Origin of the sequence: Xenorhabdus santafensis, assembly GCF_033949405.1 — a bacterium.
Classification (GTDB): domain Bacteria; phylum Pseudomonadota; class Gammaproteobacteria; order Enterobacterales; family Enterobacteriaceae; genus Xenorhabdus; species Xenorhabdus santafensis.
This window is the reverse complement of the sequence record NZ_VCDN01000031.1, coordinates 103,506-120,832: the sequence shown is the minus strand read 5'-3', so window position 1 is coordinate 120,832 and position 17,327 is coordinate 103,506. Positions and strand designations below refer to the sequence as shown.

At 46.9% G+C, this 17,327-nt stretch carries 13 protein-coding genes; 1 reads left to right on the top strand and 12 read right to left on the bottom strand.

All coding sequences use genetic code 11. The features are described 5' to 3' along the window. Positions 1 to 174: 174 nt before the first annotated feature. Positions 175 to 1,311 (bottom strand): molecular chaperone DnaJ, encoded by a 1,137-nt coding sequence (gene dnaJ / locus FE392_RS09200; RefSeq protein WP_319929929.1) that lies wholly within the window; start codon positions 1,309 to 1,311, stop codon positions 175 to 177. Between the two features lie 104 nt (positions 1,312 to 1,415). Continuing rightward, a complete protein-coding gene (gene dnaK, locus FE392_RS09195; protein ID WP_319929928.1) occupies positions 1,416 to 3,326 on the bottom strand; it encodes a molecular chaperone DnaK in 1,911 nt (636 codons plus the stop codon). Positions 3,327 to 3,734: 408 nt separating this feature from the next. On the opposite strand from dnaK, the gene satP reads away from it, so the two are divergent. Next, on the top strand, positions 3,735 to 4,307 hold the full coding sequence (gene satP / locus FE392_RS09190) for an acetate uptake transporter (RefSeq protein WP_319929927.1): 573 nt from the start codon (positions 3,735 to 3,737) through the stop codon (positions 4,305 to 4,307). An 86-nt stretch (positions 4,308 to 4,393) separates the two neighbouring features. Here the strand turns inward: satP and FE392_RS09185 are convergent, their stop codons facing one another. From FE392_RS09185 to FE392_RS09140, 10 genes are all read right to left on the bottom strand, one after another. Next, the gene (locus tag FE392_RS09185) at positions 4,394 to 5,665 is read right to left on the bottom strand and encodes an MFS transporter (protein WP_319929926.1); all 1,272 of its coding nucleotides are present in this window, start codon (positions 5,663 to 5,665) and stop codon (positions 4,394 to 4,396) included. 323 nt (positions 5,666 to 5,988) lie between these two features. Further along, positions 5,989 to 6,564 (bottom strand): flavoprotein, encoded by a 576-nt coding sequence (locus FE392_RS09180; RefSeq protein WP_319929925.1) that lies wholly within the window; start codon positions 6,562 to 6,564, stop codon positions 5,989 to 5,991. A gap of 76 nt (positions 6,565 to 6,640) precedes the next feature. Further along, entirely contained in the window at positions 6,641 to 7,474 is an 834-nt protein-coding gene (locus FE392_RS09175; RefSeq protein ID WP_319929924.1) for a metallophosphoesterase family protein, read from the bottom strand. Positions 7,475 to 7,518: 44 nt separating this feature from the next. Further along, the gene (locus FE392_RS09170) at positions 7,519 to 7,983 is read right to left on the bottom strand and encodes a group II truncated hemoglobin (protein ID WP_092510349.1); all 465 of its coding nucleotides are present in this window, start codon (positions 7,981 to 7,983) and stop codon (positions 7,519 to 7,521) included. 77 nt (positions 7,984 to 8,060) lie between these two features. Then, positions 8,061 to 8,930, bottom strand: coding sequence for a GNAT family N-acetyltransferase (locus FE392_RS09165; protein ID WP_319929923.1), 870 nt, complete (start codon positions 8,928 to 8,930; stop codon positions 8,061 to 8,063). 106 nt (positions 8,931 to 9,036) lie between these two features. After that, positions 9,037 to 10,173 carry an acyl-CoA dehydrogenase family protein gene (locus tag FE392_RS09160; protein ID WP_319929922.1) on the bottom strand — a complete coding sequence of 379 codons (1,137 nt, stop codon included), beginning with the start codon at positions 10,171 to 10,173 and terminating at the stop codon, positions 9,037 to 9,039. 2 nt (positions 10,174 to 10,175) lie between these two features. After that, positions 10,176 to 10,907, bottom strand: a complete 732-nt coding sequence (locus FE392_RS09155) for a thioesterase II family protein (protein ID WP_319929921.1) — start codon at positions 10,905 to 10,907, stop codon at positions 10,176 to 10,178. Then, positions 10,897 to 12,570 (bottom strand): GMC family oxidoreductase, encoded by a 1,674-nt coding sequence (locus FE392_RS09150; protein ID WP_319929920.1) that lies wholly within the window; start codon positions 12,568 to 12,570, stop codon positions 10,897 to 10,899. The genes FE392_RS09155 and FE392_RS09150 overlap by 11 nt, the downstream gene beginning before the upstream one ends. Next, positions 12,567 to 15,959, bottom strand: coding sequence for a non-ribosomal peptide synthetase (locus tag FE392_RS09145; protein WP_319929919.1), 3,393 nt, complete (start codon positions 15,957 to 15,959; stop codon positions 12,567 to 12,569). Before FE392_RS09145 ends, FE392_RS09150 begins: the two co-directional genes overlap by 4 nt. Before the next feature lie 712 nt (positions 15,960 to 16,671). Next, positions 16,672 to 17,169 carry a DUF2938 domain-containing protein gene (locus tag FE392_RS09140; RefSeq protein WP_319929918.1) on the bottom strand — a complete coding sequence of 166 codons (498 nt, stop codon included), beginning with the start codon at positions 17,167 to 17,169 and terminating at the stop codon, positions 16,672 to 16,674. Positions 17,170 to 17,327 lie beyond the last annotated feature (158 nt).

Sequence of the window (17,327 nt, the reverse complement as noted above, 5' to 3'; positions counted from 1 at the left end):
TTTTTAATAAATTTCGATTTTTAAGAAACTTCAATAAGAGGATTAGAGGATAAGGTTGTTATTTAAAATGACACAAAATAGAGATGTATTCAATAAATAAAAAAATCTCCTGATTATCAATTAATTATAATCAGGAGATATAATGATTATTTGAAATCTAACTAAATTATGGGATTATTTAGTCAAATCATCAAAAAATTTCTTCACGCCATCAAGGAATCTTTTGGAACGTGGGCTGTTGGTTTCACCGCTTTTCCCGCCAAACGACTCACCCAATTTACGCATCAGGTCTTTCTGCTCTTCATTCAGCTTAACCGGTGTCTCTACGACTACACGGCACAGTAAGTCACCTTGAGCGCCACCGCGTACGGATTTAACACCTTTGCCTTTCATGCGGAACAACTTACCTGTTTGGGTCTCAGCAGGAATTTTCAGGCTGACACGGCCATCAAGGGTTGGGACTTCAATTTCGCCACCCAGTGCCGCAGTTGCGAAGTTGATTGGCACTTCACAATAGAGATTGCTGCCATCACGTTCAAAAATATGGTGAGCCTTGACTTGAACCTGTACAAACAAATCACCGGCTGGCGCGCCATGTTCACCCGCTTCACCTTCACCGGCTAAGCGAATGCGGTCGCCGGTATCGACGCCTGCTGGAATTTTGACGGACAGCGTCTTGTATTTTTCAACGCGACCATGCCCACGACATTTTCCACAAGGTTCTTTAATGATTTTCCCGCGACCGTGACACTGAGGGCAAGGCTGCTGAACGGTGAAGAACCCTTGGCGCATATGCACCTGACCAGCACCGTGACAGGTTGAGCAGGTTTCAGGGCTGGTGCCCGCTTTTGCTCCGCTGCCGTGGCAGGAATCACAAGCTTCCAATGTCGGAATGCGTATCTCTTTGGTCACACCACGGACAGCTTCTTCTAGCGTTAAATCCATGTTGTAACGCAAGTCTGAGCCACGGCTGGCACGTTGTTGACGACGACCACCACCGAAAATATCTCCGAAAACGTCACCAAAGATATCGCTGAAATCAGCTCCGCCACCGAAACCGCCTGCACCACCACCCATACCGCCATGTTCAAAGGCAGCATGACCATATTGGTCATAAGCGGCGCGTTTTTGAGAATCCGTCAGGATCTCATAGGCTTCTTTAATTTCTTTAAATTTGCTTTCTGATTCTTTATCACCCTGATTACGGTCAGGGTGATATTTCATTGCCAGCCGTTTATAGGCTTTTTTGATCTCTTTTTCGTCTGCTGTTTTGGAAACGCCCAAAACTTCGTAATAATCTTTTTTTGCCATTATATTGTTCACCCTTAACACGCACACACGGGCGCAGAGTTACCTCAACGCCCGTGCCAGTTAACAAGTAACAGGCGCCCTGTTACTTTGCCCGTTAAGGGCTATTATTTTTTGTCTTTAACTTCTTCGAATTCAGCGTCTACAGCGTCATCGTCTTTTTTCGCGCTGCCTGCACCGGCATCAGTAGCTCCAGCTTGGGCTTGCTGCTGTGCGATTTCCAGAAGTTTCTGGGATGCTTCAACCAGAGCTTGGATTTTCGCTTCGATTTCTGCTTTGTCTTCGCCTTTTGCAACGATTTCCAGTTCAGATACAGCTTTCTCGATTGCAGCTTTGTCATCAGCAGTCAGTTTGTCGCCTGCTTCTTCAACTTGCTTACGAGTACCGTGGATCAGTTGGTCAGCTTGGTTACGAACTTGCACCAGTTCTTCGAACTTACGGTCAGCTTCTGCGTTTGCTTCAGCGTCGCGTACCATCTGTTGGATTTCTTCTTCGTTCAGACCAGAAGATGCCTTGATGGTGATGTTCTGCTCACGACCAGAGTTTTTGTCTTTCGCAGAAACGTGCAGGATACCGTCAGCATCGATGTCGAAAGTCACTTCGATCTGTGGAGTACCGCGCATTGCTGGCTGAATGCCGTCAAGGTTGAACTGGCCCAGAGATTTGTTATCACCGGCACGTTTACGCTCACCTTGCAGTACGTGGATAGTTACTGCAGACTGGTTGTCTTCTGCTGTAGAGAACACTTGGCTATGCTTGGTTGGGATAGTGGTGTTCTTGGAAATCAGGGAAGTCATTACGCCACCCATGGTTTCGATACCCAGAGACAGTGGAGTTACGTCCAGCAGCAGAACGTCTTTCACGTCACCTGCCAGTACACCGCCCTGAACCGCAGCACCCATCGCAACTGCTTCGTCTGGGTTCACGTCTTTACGTGGCTCTTTGCCGAAGAAGTCAGCGACTGCTTTTTGCACCATTGGCATACGAGTCTGACCACCAACCAGAATAACGTCCTGAATGTCAGAGACAGACAGACCTGCGTCATTCAATGCAACTTTCAGTGGCTCGATCGAACGCTTAACCAGATCTTCAACCAGTGATTCCAGTTTCGCACGGGTCACTTTCACGTTCATGTGCTTAGGACCGGTCGCATCAGCAGTAATGTATGGCAGGTTCACGTCAGTCTGTTGTGCAGAAGAAAGCTCGATTTTCGCTTTTTCTGCCGCTTCTTTCAGACGCTGCATTGCCAGTGGATCGTTGCGCAGGTCGATGCCTTGTTCTTTTTTGAACTCATCAACCAGATAGTTGATCATGCGGCTGTCGAAGTCTTCACCACCCAAGTGGGTGTCACCGTTGGTTGCCAGAACTTCATATGTTTTTTCGCCATCAACTTCGTCGATTTCGATGATAGAGATATCGAAAGTACCGCCACCCAAGTCATAAACTGCGATGGTGCGGTTGCCGATTTCTTTGTCCAGACCGTAAGCCAGAGCAGCTGCGGTTGGTTCGTTGATGATACGCTTAACTTCCAGACCCGCGATACGGCCAGCATCTTTAGTTGCTTGACGTTGCGCGTCGTTGAAGTATGCAGGAACGGTGATTACGGCTTCAGTGACTGGCTCACCCAGATAATCTTCTGCTGTTTTCTTCATTTTTTTCAGAACTTCAGCAGAAACCTGAGGTGGCGCCATTTTCTGGCCTTTAACTTCTAACCATGCATCGCCATTATCCGCAGCCAGGATTTTGTATGGCATGATGGATACGTCACGTTGAACTTCCTCGTCTGGAAAACGACGGCCGATCAAACGCTTGATGGCGAACAGAGTATTCTGCGGGTTAGTAACAGCCTGACGTTTAGCTGGTTGACCAACCAGAGTTTCACCATCCTGAGTATATGCGATGATAGAAGGAGTAGTACGGTCCCCCTCGCTGTTTTCAAGCACGCGAGTCGTTGTGCCGTCCATAATTGCTACACAAGAGTTGGTAGTTCCCAAGTCGATACCAATGATTTTACCCATCTAAACGCCTCCACAAAGAATTCATATATTCGGTCAAGTTACTAGCTATATGAGGACAGATATTTTCTTTTCAATGGCACTGTCTGCCAGAAATTCCTCATTCTTTAAGTATCAGCTAATGCCTGAATAACGGTAGTAACTGTAGTTGAGACTTAGATGGGGGCATTGATCTAATCATCAAGGGGGGCAGCGAAAAAAAATTGAGATTTAATAAAATTTTTTTGCCGGGGCATTGTGTAGTTGGTGCCATCACATTATGATTCGCCGCCTTTTGTGGTTTCTCGGGGGAATAATTTCCCCGGAAAATTTTTAATTATTTTGTTTTATACCCATTGGATTTCAAGCGGTAGCCAGCAACGCTTTCACTTGAAAGACGAAAAGTATATTTGTTTTTTTCCTAGGGGAATTATGCACTCTAATAAGTTAGCGAATCCAGGCCCGTTGGGGTTGATGGGTTTTGGCATGACAACCATTCTGTTAAATTTGCACAACGCAGGTTTTTTCCCATTGGCGTCAGCTATTTTGAGCATGGGTATTTTTTATGGTGGTTTGGCTCAGGTCTTGGCCGGTATTTTTGAATACAAAAAAGGGAATACGTTTGCTGCAACCGCATTTACCTCTTACGGTATGTTCTGGTTGAGCCTGATTGCTGTGCTTTTCCTGCCAAAAATGGGACTGGCTGAAGCAACAAGCCCAGAATTCCTCGGTGTTTACCTTGGTCTGTGGGGCGTATTCACTCTGTTTATGTTCTTTGGTACGTTCAAGGCTAACCGTGTCCTGCAATTTGTATTTGGCAGCCTGACGTTACTGTTCGCTCTGTTGGCGATTGGTAACATTACGGGTAATGCGGATATTTTGGTCTTTGCGGGTTTTGAAGGCGTTGTTTGTGGTGCGAGTGCTTTCTATCTGGCAATGGCTGAAGTTCTAAATGAACAATATGGCCGCACTATTTTGCCAATTGGTGAAGTGAAACAGGCTTAATTGTTTCTGACAGGATGAGCATCAATACTCATCCTGTCCTTCATTTATTTATTCGGGTGTTTTTTTCTTGAACCCGCGTTTTTTCCTCAGATGTCTCTTCTTCTTAAATAAATCCCCAATAAAACACCGACCACCGATAAGGCGATGATGTAGTAGGCAGGTGCCAGTTGGGTATATTTGGACAGCAAGGTAACAAGCACTGGCGTCAGTCCACCAAAAATGGCGTAAGCCACATTATATGAAAATGAAATGCCGCTGAACCTTATTTCTGATGGGTAGCTATTCACCATAACGAATGGTGTTGCACCGATGACACCAACCATCAACCCAGTCAGGGAATACGCACTGAATAATTTTATCGGGTCAGCGCTGATATTGTGGTAGAAAAACCAAGTTGTGGTGCCCAGCAGGATGCAGCCGACAATCAGTACGATACCCGCGCCCCATTTATCACATAAATACCCGACAGATATACAGCCAATCGCCAACGAAATGATTGCCAGGCTATTGGCTTTTAACGTCAGTGATTGTTCTAGGTGAAATACGGTTTGCATATACGTCGGTGCCATCAAGATAATGATGATAATCCCCGCTGACAGCAACCATGTAAGCAACATAGAAATAGAAATGGCGCGCTTGTGGTTAAGTACCACGGATTTTAACGGCAGTCCTTCCGACAATGTCTTGTGTGCCTGCATCTCTTTGAAAATCGGCGTTTCATGCAGCCAGCGGCGCAGGTACATGGCACACAGGCCAAAAATCCCGCCGAGGAAAAATGGCAGTCGCCAAGCCCAATCATGTACTTCTTGTTTGGTATATACGGAAGTAATTATGGTGGCGACGAGGGAGCCGAATAAAATGCCCATGGTCAACCCTGCGGTCAGCACACCACAGGCAAACCCTACGCGTTTTTTGGGGACATGTTCCGCCACAAAAACCCATGCACCGGGGACTTCTCCACCAATGGCTGCCCCTTGCATGAGACGCATCAGAAGAAGCAGTATGGGAGCAGCGATGCCAATGGATTCATAGGTAGGCAGCATGCCGATGAACAGCGTAGGGAAAGCCATCAACAGGATGCTGAGTGAAAACATTTTTTTGCGTCCAATCAGATCACCAAAATGTGCCATGATGATCCCGCCTAAAGGGCGGGCCAGATAGCCGGCAGCAAAAATACCGAAGGTTTGCAGTTGTCTCAGCCATTCAGGGATATCTGCAGGGAAAAATAACCCCCCAAGCACAACGGCAAAAAAGACAAAGATTATAAAGTCGTAAAACTCCAGAGCTCCACCTAAAGAAGCCAAAGACAGAGTTTTATAGTCTTGCTTATTTAACGAACGATTGTGATGTTGTGACATAAGTTACCGATTTATAGTTATAAAATTAGATTTTTATGATTACCTTCAGTTACTCCGCTGCACATCGAGTAGATGAAAATAAAACTTATGCTATATTAAAAGGCATTTATTCTGCAATTTTTCAAATGAAATTATTTAGGGTGAGTTTTTTTGAAATCGTCACGGAAGGGTATAATTATTTCTTTATCAAGGAGTTGGTGAGGGAAGAGTCAAAATCCCAACTGTTGATTAACGCGACGATTGGGTAAGGGTTACTGAACACTCTTCCACTAAATCACCTGACTTCCACTAAATCAACTGTCTTCCACAAAATCAATGGATTGTTAAGTTGGCAGATATTGTTTCAATAAAGTCATCACCGTTTCAGTCTCCGGCAAAGAAGGGTGGCCTACCATTCGTTGCAGTGATGCGTCAAAATTTTCATGCCATACCGGTTCAATAACATGATAGCCATCATCGCGCAATTGCGTGATATTACGGCGTGTCGCATTTTTTTCCCACATTACACTTCCCATGACCGGGAAAAACAGTACTGGAAATGTCGAGGCCAGAATGACAGTCGTTAAACGATTGGGGGCGCCGCCGTGGGCTACGGTTGAAAGTGTATTGGCCGTTGCCGGCAAAACAGCCATGAGATCGTGATCGGCAACAATGCGTGAAGGTTTGTCTGTCGGCCAGTCTTGCGGTTTTTCTCCACTGATCACGCGATCCGCGTAGAGCGCAACAGTTTCTGCCGGCAAAAAATGGGTGGCACTGTTTGTCATCAATACCGTTAAGCTACAGTCAATGTTGGCCTTGATGGTTTGCAGGTATCTGGGAAGATGCGTGATATCCACTGACCCAGTTGCCCCAATGAGAATGCGTGGTTTTGCCTGTTGGATCATTTCATCATTTTGCATGGGTAAATTAGCCTCTTATTAATGGAATGTCTGATTAGCGGAATGTCTGATTAGTGAAAACAGGTTGTCTGCGATACTAAGCTGATATATCCAGCAACCCGTCCAACTCGTTCAGGTAACAATGCCGCCGATGTTTTTGCCACTCTCGCGGATATCCCAAGGAAACTTCTACATGTGCAACGTTTTGAATATATTCAAGGTTAGGAATGTGCAAATGGCCGTATATCACCATGCGCACACCTTTTCTTGAAGCCCACTGGTGCGTTTTCTCGCTGCCGCACCAAATGGAAAATTCGGTATTCCGTAAAGATTCGAGTGGCTTGCGGATAACCGGAAAATGGCTCATCAATATGATGTTTTCACCATCCGGAATAGCGTTCAGACGTTTCTCGGTGTACAGGAGGCGTTCCCGGCACCAATCAACGACATTTTTATAGGGATAGGTTTTAAGGAAAAACTCATCAGAACTGATGACGCCACAACGACGGGCGCGTTCTATGGCTTGATCAACCGTATAGTCGAAGGTATTTCTGAACGAATAATCGTATAGCGTGAAAATAGGGGCGATGGTGATGCGGGTATCATCGCCCATGTGATAGCTATGGAACTCATCTTCGGGGGTGAGCACGTTATATTGTCGGCAGATGTTGACAAAATGTTCATAGCGCAACACGCCGGGCAGCTTTAATAGATCTTTGGGTGTACACCAAAGTTCATGGTTGCCCGGTGTCCAGACAACTTGTGAAAACCGTTGGGACAGCGTACTTATGACCCATATAAAATCGGCTTCCTGTTCGGCAATATCGCCTGCCAGCAGGAGCCAATCATCCGATGTGGATGGTCTGAATGATTCAACGATCAATCGGTTTTCAGCATGGGATACATGCAAGTCACTGATAGCCAACAGCATGGGCTCACCTCACTCTCACTGATTTTTTCCAAGTACTCGGGGAATTAAGGGGTTCCCGGAGGTGCATCTCCCCAACCCCATTTGGGTACAGTTTCACGGCGTGATGGCGCAGCATCAGGTTGAGAATTTGCTTCAGCCCGGCGGGAACCCCACTCGATATACCCGACAAATGCCGCACGAAATTCAGGATCGGAAGGCAGGCCGACTTCATCGGCAGACAGCATCAACAAATCTACCCATCTTTTCCGTTGTTCCGGTTGGATACTTCTGCCCCGGTGACGACTTATCATGACCTTGAATCCGCCACGCTCATTGGTATAGCGCTCTTCGCCACCGAGCACTTCTTCCAGCCACATCGCAACATGGCCTGGATGATCGGATTTCATATTTTTGAACAGCGGGGCAAGCAGCTCATCTTGTTCAACCTTGGCATAAAAGGTGGTCATCAGTTTCATGAGCACCTCACGGCCGCCCATCCACTCAAATAAGGTGGGTGTTTCATTTGCCATAACATAACCTCTCATCTCAATACGTTAATGATTTCAATGAAGTATTAGCCCGAATCATGGTGATTTCGGGGCATTCATCAGCCCAACTCTAAAGAAGCAGTGGCTTTGACTTTATCCTGCCGTCCTTTCGGTACGGTGTTGCCCTTGTACATTCGGTATGTGTGGAAGAGCTTCCGCAGCCCATGCTCATGAGCCAGCAGGAGAAAATCGTTGCCATTGGTTTCGGGGATATCAACTGAGACACTTTCCCCGGTGGGAACCAGTGCCAGTGCAGTCAGGGTGAGTGTTTCGAGCACTTCTGAGTTATCTGCGTGAAAAGGCCCTATTCGGTAGCCATCGTAAGATCTCCTGATGCCGATAACACCAGAAATTCCCGTTTGGGAATAGGTACAAAATCCATAACGCTCTTTTCCCCAAAACCAGTCGAAAAGTAATGCTCCCCGATGGACGCCGACACATTCGGCGTCATATTGGATAACTTCGTCAATATTGTCTGGCGTGATTGGAACGGCGCCAGCTGGCGGGATAATTTTCCGTGTGATGTCTCCAGACAGCCGGACGTTGCGATGATGAATGGCAAACCCTCTTTTTTCATAGAGCCGGGTTCTGTCCCAATTTCCATCCATACCAATTGTGCGGTGTTCTGCATAAGCAATAGTCGGATCCCAGACTTTTGCCCCACAAACGTTGTTACGGAATTCCGGCGCGATAATGAAATTGCCGGCAAACGCATAACTATCCGAATAATTCACCATCGACATTGATGAGATGGGCTGATTATCGCGATAGACAATAAAAAAACCATTCGGCTCAACATTAAAGAAACGAGCCGTATCGCCTGCACTTAGGTTCCAGTTCTCGGCATTTGCCCAATGGTAAACAATGGAGTTCCATTGATGGGCATCCACCGATTGGATCTGGCACGTTATGCGATTCTTCTCACTCATGGCCAACATTTCCTCCCAAATAGAATTTCGATATAAATGTGAGGGCGTCAGACTTATCCATAACCACTTAGCGAGATATCTCTGCGCTTGTGCATCGGAACAATGCCTAAAGCCCCAAGGACTTACTGATAATTTCTTGCAGCACCTCGCTGGTTCCGCCGTAAATGGTTTGAGCGCGGCTATTCAGCCAATTTTTACCGGCAACGGAATCGCGCATATATCCCATTCCTCCGTGTAATTGCAGGCAACGATCTGCCACTTTCATTTGCAATTCAGTGGTCCACAATTTAATGCGTGCGGCATCCACCAAGCTGAAAAGGCCTTGGTTGAAGAGAGCAATGGCGTTATCAAGGTAGATTCGGGCAATTTTCACTTCGGTATCCAATTGCGCGAGGATAAAACGGTTGTATTGGAAAGAGCCGATGGGCTGATTGAAGGCTTTCCTTTCTTTCACATATTCCAGCGTGTGCTGCAAGATATACTCTGCGCTGGCAACCGCCACGGTTGAGATACTGAGACGCTCGCGGGGCATTGCTGACATAAAATAATAGTTACCGAGGTTTTCACGGCCGAGTAAATTGGTTGCAGGCACTTTGCAGTCATGGAAAAAAAGCTCGGCGGTGTCACTGCCATTCCAGCCAATTTTTTTCAGCGGCTCTCCTCTGGTAAACCCGGGCATATCCCGTTCGATAACCAACAGACTGATGCCTTGGCCTTGCTGTCCTTCATCCGTTTTGACCGCCACGACGATCAAATCCGCATTAAAGCCATTGGTGATATAGGCTTTGCCACCATTGACCACATAGTTATCGCCTTGTCGTACAGCCACGGTTTTGATATCTGCGGTGTTGGAACCTCCGCCCGGCTCCGTCATGGCAATGGCCGCCACTTGTTTGCCGAGGCATAATTCCGGCAGCCACCTCTTTTTTTGCTCTGCGTTGCCGAGAGCAAAAATGTAACTGGCAACAACATCATTGTGGGCGACGATCCCCGGTACGGTTACACCCAATTTGATGAGTTCTTCAGTCAAGATCACGGCGAATCGATAATCGTGTTTTCCTTGCCCGCCAAATTCAGGGCTGACACTGATGCCCAATAATCCTGACTTCCCCAATTTTTCCCAGAAAGATCGCCCAACCAGCCCGTTTTCTTCCCATGCCGAATGATCAGGTACAATTTCACGTTCAAGAAACTCACGGCAGGATTTCCGGTAGTTGTCCAAATTTTCAGTCTCAATACGCATAGTTACTCCAGATTCTTTGTCAGCAGTGTTTGCTTGATAGCATCCCAGTGTTGATATACAGCGAAGTGATCCCCTTCAATACGAATGAGTGAAGTATTGCGGGTGGTGTGATGTTTCCAGGCTTCCGTGTCCGACAAAGAGACATGAATGTCATGGGTGGCAGAAATCAACACCAGTGGATAGTCCACTTGCAGATTGCCAAGCCGGGGAAACTGGCTGCGTATCAAATAATCACTGCGCAATTGCTTGATGAATGGCTTTATCAGCGCAGGCTCGTTCAAAATGGCGTCAGGGGTGCCTCTATCTTCTTTGGTTTTCTGAATCAATTGCTCATCACTCCATTGATGCCGCTCATCTTTTTTTTGAAGATGGGGTGGGACGGAGCAGGACACCACGCCAAACCGGGGAGAGATGCCATAGTTTTTCACCAAGGCATGGCCGACGGCGATGCTCAGTACACCGCCAAAACTGTGGCCAAAGGTTATCCATTCTGTGATCCCCTGAACCTGCCGCTGCTGGAAATCATGCCAAATGTCCGATGCCAGCCGTTCTACCAATAAATCGAGATCATGAATCTCTGGCTCTTTAGCCAGATGACCTCTGCCGGGCAGGGCGACGGGCTGTAAGAGTGCCTCTTTGGTTGACATCAGGTTATTCAGCCAAGGGCGATAACTTGTTGTTGTCGCTCCCGCATGGGGAAAGGCATAAATGATCCGGTTACAATTAATGTCCATTTGCCCTCCGCCCGTGGGAAGTTTCTTTTTCCATCAAGAAGCTGACAATGCGCTCAGCGGTCATGATGGTCGTCAGATTCGTGGGCATGGAAGGGATGACGGGGAACAGGGATGCATCGGCAACAGTGACCCCTGTGATGCCACGTACTTGCCCATCTTCTTGAGTCGCACAGTCAGGATCGCCGTCAGCTCCCATTCTGAGTGTTCCGGAAGCATGCCAGCCCGGATTGACGAGGTTTTTAATCGCGCTGTTCATGATTTCGTCGTTATAAATCATGGAGTGAGACCAAAACTGAATGCCATCCAGAAAGGCATCAACCTCCGGATGTCGCAAAACTTCCCAAATTTTGCGTACGCCGCCCACAAGCCGAGAAATATCAGCAGGATGACGGGTCAGGGGCAGATCAATTTCGGGCAGTGCGGTGGGGTCGATACTGCTGATAAATACGCGCCCCAGTGCTTGTGGACGCATCAGCATGACAGAGGCACCCACCAACATGGGATAAGCAACGCGATCCCTGAATCCCGGCACGGTGTCACTGGCAACATTGTTCAGCAAGCCAATCTGAACATCGACTTTCTCGTCATAGCCGCTACTGATGCGCGCCGCGATTTGGCGCCACGGCAACCCTGTTGTACAAACGCCTGCTTTGGGCAGTGCCCACAGCACCACGGATGCATGGTCAGTTAAATTCCGGCCAACGGCGGGGACATCCGCCACGACCGGAATGCCCAATGCGTCCAGATGAGCGGGATCACCCACCCCCGATCTCTGCAATAATGCGGCTGAGCCAATGGCACCGGCGCAAAGAACAATGTGTTTCGCCCGATAAATGTGCTCTTTTCCTGCCTGAATGACTTTGATGCCAGTGGCCTGTGTGCCATCAAAAATAATTTGCGTAACCAGTGCATCTGTCATGACGTGCAGATTTTCCCGGCTGAGGACGGGTTCAAGGTAAGAGCGGTAAACGTCCACTCTTTCTGCCCCATTGATGACATTTGCCGGGACAGGGCCGACGGCGGGATCTTCTCCGCTATTCAGATCTTCGGCATAAGGCACCCCGGATTGCTCACAGGCATGGGCAAAAGCCATATCCAGAGGGTGGATCTCTCCACCCGGTGGTCTGCGCAGGCACATTGGCCCTGTCGAGCCATGCCTGTCGTCATCAATAAAGTCGGTATCATTTTCCAGATGTTTGAACCAAGGCAGAACCTGTTCCCAAGACCAATTGGGGCAGCCCATTTTTGCCCATGAATCAAAATCACTCGGAAATCCTCTCAGGGCGATGGCTCCATTCACTGCGGAAGAGCCGCCGAGTACTTTTCCTACCCGATAATTGAATGGCTTGCGCTCTTTATGTTTACGGGGGGCTTGATTGCCTTCCCGCGAAGATGCCGGAGGAATGAGGTCGGCGAACCTCTCCTCATTGCGTACATTGGCTGCGTAGTCCCAGTTATATCCTTCCAGAACCAGCCTTGATGCATCCCTGAGCGGGCTGGATAGATCATGGACATCTGAATCGTGACCGGCTTCAATCAACAAGACGGACGTTGAGCTGTTTTCAGACAAGCGAGATGCTGCCACACACCCTGCTGAGCCACCCCCTACGATAATGTAATCGTAGGACTCGTATATTCTGGTCGCTGTGTATTTGTGGGTCATAATGCATCCGCCGTTTGAGATTTAACGATTGTCTCGATGATGCGAGAGAAAGACTGAATATTGGAATTCATGAACAGCCCTTCGATGATGTCCTGTTCACCAACTGGTGTGATCTTAAATTCCTGCCTCAGTGCACTGAGTAAGCCAACGGCATGCAATGAATCACCGCCAATATCAAAAAAACCATCGGTGACATCAAAATCTTCATGCTGAAGTTGTGCCTGCCAGAGTTTCAGGATCTTCGCTTCTATTTCGTTAGCCGGTGTGACAGTAGTTTCAGAATGTTCTTCGCTGTCAGACCAAGGAATAGGCAGTGCTTTGCGGTCAATTTTGCCGTTGCTGGTCAGTGGCATGTGAGGCAGCAAAATGTAATAGCTGGGCACCATGTAGGAAGGCAGCGTTTTCCGGGCCATCTCCCGCAACTGTTCCTGAAAATGAGCTGGCTCCTGTAAAGTTTCTGCCGCCGCAGGGACGACATAGGAGACAATGTGCCGCTGTCCGGTTTTGGCATGGACGGGAGCATCAATGACAACATGGCTGGCATTTTCATGGGTCAGGAGACAGGCTTCAATTTCACCCAGTTCAATGCGGTAGCCATTGATTTTCACCTGATTATCTTCGCGCCCCAGAATTTCTATCAATCCACCTGAGATATAGCGTCCCAGATCACCTGTTCTGTACAGTCGTTCGCCTGTCACGGGATGAGTAATAAAGCGCAACGCGGTTTTTTCGGCATCGCCCAGATAACCTTGAGTTACGCCAACTCCACCGATGTAGAGTTCTCCGGTCACCCATTTGGGGCAGGGGAGAAGCCAGTTGTTTAAAACATGGAAGGTCTGGTTTGCCAGCGGCTTGCCGTAAGGAATGCTTTTCCAGCTCTGGTTAATTTCCTCTATCGGATAATGTATCGACCAGATTGAACCTTCAGTGGCTCCCCCAAGGCTGATTATTTCAGCATGCGGCAACATTTCCCGGATGCGTTCAGGAAGATCAACCGGTATCCAGTCCCCGCTCATGAGGATAAGCCGCAGTTGGCTTTCGGCCAGTGCCGGGCCATTTCTGTCCACCAACACTTTTACTGGTGCAGGAACACTGTCCCAGATAGTAATTTGATGTTTAATCAGTGTTTCCAGCCAGATTTTGGGGTCATTGGCGGTTTCTGGCATGGAGAAGACGACTTTTCCGCCTGCACCCAATAATCCGAAATAGTCATAGACGGACAAATCAAATCCCGCCGGCGCAACAGACAGCACGGTGTCTTTTTCTGTGACGTGGAACTTGTGGTTAATATCAAACACCGTATTTGCTGCATTGCGATGGGAGGCCATAACACCTTTTGGCTCTCCGGTTGAGCCAGAGGTGAAGATGACATAAGCCAGATCATCCAACCCTTGCAGGGAGTTTATTTCCCCTACATCCATGACATCCGGCGTGAGGCATTCATCCAAATTGAGCCGGGGTAAATGGGGATATTCATCATGTTTAAACAGGGTGCTGGTGGTGATAATGCATTTTGCGGCACAACGGCTAAGTAGGCTCATGCGGCGTTCGGCAGGCAGTTGTGGATCAATTGCCACGTAGGCAGCCCCTGACATGAGCGCGCCCAATAGCCCAATAACCAAATCAGGGCTTTGTGGCATGGAAACCGCAATAATATCATTGGGCTTAATCTGGACAGCGGCGCGGATCTGCTGCGCGATGGCATTGGCTTTGCCCACCATTTCAGAGTAGGTTACCTGATGATCGCCTTGAACAAGCGCAATGGAATCAGGGAATTTGGCTGCGCTCTGCAAGACCATTTCATGCAGAAGCTTAAGCTCAAAATTCATGTTTGTTGCGTTGGCCTGAATGCGTTCTGTCAGATCTGATTCAGGCAGTTGTACTAATGACTTCGCTTGATCCCAAGCGGAATCCTCTTCGGCACAGGTTTTGATGAGTGCCATATAGGCATCGAGCATGGATTCAACCAGACCGTCAGGGAATAGCTCGCTGACCGTGTTCCAGTTAATTTGGACAAGGCCATCCGCACGCGCAATTTGATTTTCCAGCCAGACTTGCGGCGTCTGGTTACTGCTATAAACTTGAGTCGCTGCCGTCCAGCCCATATCGGTAACAACATCTTCTAAATGTGCTGTCAGCGTGTTGCTGAATACTACGGGAGCCGCTGCCGCCCGATTGCCGTGATTGCGGCGGGTCAATTCTCTAAGAACCTGAATGCCATTGTAGGAAGAGTGCCAACGATTCATCATCAGGTCGGTTTGGATCTGGACTAAACGTTCATTCAGGCTTTCTTTGTCAGTGCCTTGTATTCCCAACAACATCGGTTGCAGGAAGTTGCCGACAATGTTCTCAATATCCTCAAAATAGGCGCGCCGGCCAAATTGGGTAATTGTCAGGGTAAAAGTCTGGCGTTTTGACCATTGGCTCAGCACTTCTGCATACAGGCCGAGTAGAACAGACTCCAGCGTCAGCTTGTGTAATTGCGCTTTTTTCTTGAGAGCCAGCAATGTCTCAGCGGCGATTTTTCGACTGTAACGTTTGAATGAAGGCCGCGAGATCAGTTCAGGAACATTCTTCAATGGCAATTCAGGTGATGGGGGAAGATTATCGAATTGCTGCTCCCAATAGGCTTTGTCTTGCAGCCCTTGCGACTGCCCCTGCAAGTAGCGCTCTGATTTGACATAACTGCGAAAATCCGTACCTGCCGGTAAAACACGTAATTCATTGCCTTGGTACACCCGCCACCAGTCACGCAGGATCACGTGGACGCTATGTATATCCACAAACATTAAATCGAAATAGAGATGCAGGCGGGTTAAGCCATCATTGAGCATCGTAGCCCGTATATCGAATGTGGGGGCTTTATCGACGGGCAATAATTGGTTTTCCATTTCCTGACGGATCATTGCCAGCCTTTCTTCTTTTTCTGATGCTGACCATGCCCTGCCATCTTGGATCGGGATGTCATAGATTAATGGCATCGGTAAAATTTGCTGCTGGCCGCCGGAAGATAGCGTCGCCCGTAACATAGGGTGATACTCAATGACCTTATTCAGGGCATCGTTCAGTGCCTTGATATTCACCGAACTCATATTCCATTCGGTATATAGGCAACTGGTTAATCCTCCCAGTTCCAAACCGGGATTACGGCCAATTAAATAAGCATATTGAATATCCGTTAATGGAAAATCTGTTGTTTCAGGGGCTTCGGTTTGTAATGTCATTGGGAGTGGTGCATTCAATGGTAATACATTCCGGAGTATTCCTTGGATCTGTTGTATCAATTGAGAAGTTTCTGTGTCTGTATTTTTATTTTCTAGTTCAGATAATTCAGGAGAAACAGAAACTTGTAATCCAGATCCTTGTAATGCCATGAGAAAATGTTGCATACATTATCTCCTACATGTAACTGAGAAATAGCGGTTTCTCTGTTCGCTGTTGTGTTTAGTTGTTTGCGATGATTTTTGAGGATCAAAATCAAACAGGCCAAAATATAGCTGGAGCGGTTGGTTAGATATAAAGGATATGAATAGTTCTTAGAATAAATGACACGCTAACTTTCTATACCCCGTGGATTTCGAGTTGCGTCTAGAAAGCAAGGGAATATATCCCTGATTGCCATCAACAAAGATGCAACTTGAAATACGATGGATGTTTCTTTTAGAACTTGACTTTCTGATATTCCAAATTTCATTGGATAGTATTTCTATGGTTACGTAATTTCAACATTTTTATAACCATGATTTATATCTAATAACGATATTGAATGAACAATAATTGTTATATTGTAGATGATATGGGTAATTATCATAATTGATTGATTAGTATGTTTATTTTCCGTTTTGTTTTTTATTGCGAGGCAAGTTTTTATATTAATTTAATTATTATTGTAATATTGGGGGGAGAAATAAATCATTGTAATGATCGTTAATGATAAGAATAAATAAGTGAGAATTAAGAGTGTAATTTAACTGAATTAATTAGAAAGGGATTAATCGTGGGGGAATAATTAATAGCGCTGTTTATCAATGCAGCGCTATTATTAATTATGAATGTTTGCAACCGTGATTAACGGCCTACGTTTTGCCTTAAACGAGCAAATTACAGGAAATGGCTAAAAAGTAGCGAAGCTAAATAAAGGCCGATACCATAAGAAGTATGTGCCATTAAGCTTCTCAGTCTGGCTGTGTTGGGAGCGGGAGTTTTGGATGCAGCCACGCCCATTCCAAAACTTGGTTGCATAATGAAGAATGGTGCTACTACAGAAATGATCCCTACAATTATTGCCGGAAGAAACGTCGGGTTTTTTGCCCAGTCCAACCCATAGATAAGCAATAGAACGCCCGCAAAAATGACGCCTATCAAATAGTGGGCAAACCAGCCAATTCCGCTTTCTCCTTTCACAGGTTCAGCCTGCATAATACTTTGATGAGTAAACTGGCCTTTTGGCATATGGCCGATCCAGCGTCCCACCATACTATAGTTCAGCGAAGGAATACCGAAAAAGCGTTTGACGAAAACAGCCCAAAGATCCATGACAACTGTCGCCCCAACCCCAATGAGTATGGAACGAACAATCAACTCCAATCCTTCATTCATTTTTTGCTACCCCCGAATTTTGACTAATTACAGTCATTGGCTAACAAAGTAGTCAACAAATAAAATAGTCAATTACTGATATCTACATCTCATTAGGTTGCAAACTGGTGCTCGCAATGCCTGACAGATTTTGATATTATCATGTTCAATAATTTTAT

Bases quoted from the DNA above. Each gene is read 5' to 3' on its own strand.
- FE392_RS09140 (WP_319929918.1), bottom strand. From the start codon at position 17,169: ATGAATGAAGGATTGGAGTTGATTGTTCGTTCCATACTCATTGGGGTT.
- FE392_RS09150 (WP_319929920.1), bottom strand. From the start codon at position 12,570: ATGACCCACAAATACACAGCGACCAGAATATACGAGTCCTACGATTAC.
- FE392_RS09165 (WP_319929923.1), bottom strand. From the start codon at position 8,930: ATGAGTGAGAAGAATCGCATAACGTGCCAGATCCAATCGGTGGATGCC.
- FE392_RS09160 (WP_319929922.1), bottom strand. From the start codon at position 10,173: ATGCGTATTGAGACTGAAAATTTGGACAACTACCGGAAATCCTGCCGT.
- FE392_RS09175 (WP_319929924.1), bottom strand. From the start codon at position 7,474: ATGCTGTTGGCTATCAGTGACTTGCATGTATCCCATGCTGAAAACCGA.
- FE392_RS09145 (WP_319929919.1), bottom strand. From the start codon at position 15,959: ATGCAACATTTTCTCATGGCATTACAAGGATCTGGATTACAAGTTTCT.
- dnaK (WP_319929928.1), bottom strand. From the start codon at position 3,326: ATGGGTAAAATCATTGGTATCGACTTGGGAACTACCAACTCTTGTGTA.
- FE392_RS09185 (WP_319929926.1), bottom strand. From the start codon at position 5,665: ATGTCACAACATCACAATCGTTCGTTAAATAAGCAAGACTATAAAACT.
- dnaJ (WP_319929929.1), bottom strand. From the start codon at position 1,311: ATGGCAAAAAAAGATTATTACGAAGTTTTGGGCGTTTCCAAAACAGCA.
- FE392_RS09155 (WP_319929921.1), bottom strand. From the start codon at position 10,907: ATGGACATTAATTGTAACCGGATCATTTATGCCTTTCCCCATGCGGGA.
- FE392_RS09170 (WP_092510349.1), bottom strand. From the start codon at position 7,983: ATGGCAAATGAAACACCCACCTTATTTGAGTGGATGGGCGGCCGTGAG.
- FE392_RS09180 (WP_319929925.1), bottom strand. From the start codon at position 6,564: ATGCAAAATGATGAAATGATCCAACAGGCAAAACCACGCATTCTCATT.
- satP (WP_319929927.1), top strand. From the start codon at position 3,735: ATGCACTCTAATAAGTTAGCGAATCCAGGCCCGTTGGGGTTGATGGGT.